Annotated in this window: 3 protein-coding genes; 2 read left to right on the forward strand and 1 reads right to left on the reverse strand. The window is 74.9% G+C overall.

Features of this window, described 5'->3' with window-relative positions; genetic code table 11:
• Positions 1-270 (forward strand): DUF5996 family protein (locus VR45_RS41105; RefSeq protein WP_045945092.1); only part of this gene is annotated, 270 nt, incomplete at its 5' end.
• Between the two features lie 72 nt (positions 271-342).
• On the opposite strand, the gene VR45_RS41110 is transcribed toward VR45_RS41105, so the two are convergent.
• The gene (locus VR45_RS41110) at positions 343-705 is read right to left on the reverse strand and encodes a UBP-type zinc finger domain-containing protein (protein ID WP_045945093.1); all 363 of its coding nucleotides are present in this window, start codon (positions 703-705) and stop codon (positions 343-345) included.
• 172 nt (positions 706-877) lie between these two features.
• Here VR45_RS41110 and VR45_RS41115 point away from each other — a divergent pair, with 172 nt between their 5' ends.
• Positions 878-1,738, forward strand: coding sequence for an NAD(+)/NADH kinase (locus VR45_RS41115; RefSeq protein ID WP_107084420.1), 861 nt, complete (start codon positions 878-880; stop codon positions 1,736-1,738).
• Positions 1,739-1,820 lie beyond the last annotated feature (82 nt).

Genomic DNA, 1,820 nt, shown 5'->3' on the forward strand with positions numbered 1-1,820 from the left:
GCCTTCTACTCCTACACGGCCCCCGAGCCGGAGCAACTGGCCGGGGACCCGCTGACGCCCGCCGCCGCGCGGTGGGTCGAGGCCGGCGGCAGCCACCTGGCCGTCCTGGGCTACGCGGAGGCCCGCGCGGAGGCCGACCCGAGGGCGGCCGTGCTCGCCTTCTACGAGGCCGCGTACCGGGCCGGTGCCGTCCGGGCCGGCTGGGACGTCGACCGGCTGGCCTGCCCGGGCGGCATCACGGACCCCGGACGGTCGGCTCCGCCGCCCTGAGCCGGGCGGGCCAGTGCACGGGCGGGCCAGTGCACGGGCGGATCAGTGCACGGGCGGATCAGCACCGGCGGCTCAGTGCAGGTGCGACTGCCAGTCGGCCGGGACCTTGCCCAGCGGGCCGGGGGTCGGCTGGGTGAGCGGGTGCGCCGCCGGGGCCGCCAGTTCCGGCCCCTCGTAGTACTGCTCGGTCTCGATGTTCCAGAACCACTCCTCCCCCGGCTCGAAGCTGGCCAGGAACGGGTGGCCCGCCGCCCGGGCGTGCCGGGTGCCGTGCTGCGAGGGCGAGGAGTCGCAGCAACCGATGTGCCCGCACGCGGCGCACCGCCGCAGGTGCAGCCACCAGCCCGGCCCGTCGCCCGCCAGGCACTCCACGCAGCCGTCCCCGCTCGGCGGCACGGACGGGTCGATCCCCTGGTCCTGCTGGTCGTCGTCCATCGGACATACCTCCCGATCGGGGCCGGAGCCGTCGGACGTCCTCGTCCGACTACCAACCATCCGACTCCGACGGAGGTTCCGCGACCGGCGGCGCCCGGGCTTGAAGCACCCGCACGGCTGTGCGTGACTGGAGGGGAGCAGCACTCCCCCGGCCGACATCGAGGTGACCCGGATGGGATTCATCGGCACGGTGGGCCTGGTCCTCCATCCCGAGCGCACCAGCGCACCCACCGTGGAGACCGTGGTCCGCTGGAGCCGGTCCCGGGGCACCAAGGTGCTCGGGCTGGCGGCGGAGGTGTCCCGGATCGGCTGCGAGGCCATCCCGGTGGGGGCCGAGGAGATGACCAGCAGCGCCGATCTGCTGATCAGCCTGGGCGGGGACGGCACCATGCTGCGCACCATGCGGCTCGCGGCCAAGGGCCACGCGCCGGTCCTCGGCGTCAACGTCGGGCGGCTGGGCTTCCTCGCCGAGGTCGACATCCCGGAGCTCCCCGCCGCGCTGGACGCCATCGACGCCCACCGCTTCACCGTCGAGGTGCGCTCCGGGGTGCACGCGCGCTTCGGGACCGTCGAGGAGACGGCGCTCAACGACATCGTGCTGCTGCGCAGCCCGGGGCACCGGTCCGCAGCCGTCGCCGTGCGGGTCCAGGGCCAGCCCTTCGTGGCCTACACCGCCGACGCGATCGTCACCGCCACGCCGACCGGCTCCACCGCGTACAGCTTCTCCGCGGGCGGCCCGATCGTCTCCCCCAACGCGGAGGGGCTGCTGATCACCCCGGTGGCACCGCACGCCACGTTCAACCGCTCGGTCTTCCTCTCCAGCGGTGAGCGGCTCGACCTGGAGGTCCTGCCGCACAGCGGGGACCTCGCGGTCGAGGCGGACGGCCGCCTGGTCGGCCATGTCGCGCCGGGCGACGTCGTCGAGGTGACCATGCTGCCCGCCGCCGCCCGCGTGGTCCGGCTCGGCCGCACCACCTTCTACCAGCGGGCGCAGCGCAAGCTCCGCCTCACCGGCTCGGCGGAACCCGGCTGACCCCGGCATTTCGGCGGTGGCCTCCGGTCCGCCGGGCAGGTGATTGTGCTCCCGGGTTCGGACGGGGCGGCTTCAGGCGTCC

Origin of the sequence: Streptomyces sp. NRRL S-495 (assembly GCF_000966955.1) — a bacterium.
Classification (GTDB): Bacteria; Actinomycetota; Actinomycetes; order Streptomycetales; family Streptomycetaceae; genus Kitasatospora; species Kitasatospora purpeofusca.

What these genes read in the sequence shown, in the direction of transcription:
- VR45_RS41115 (WP_107084420.1), top strand. Translation starts at nt 878, where the DNA reads ATGGGATTCATCGGCACGGTGGGCCTGGTCCTCCATCCCGAGCGCACC.
- VR45_RS41110 (WP_045945093.1), bottom strand. Translation starts at nt 705, where the DNA reads ATGGACGACGACCAGCAGGACCAGGGGATCGACCCGTCCGTGCCGCCG.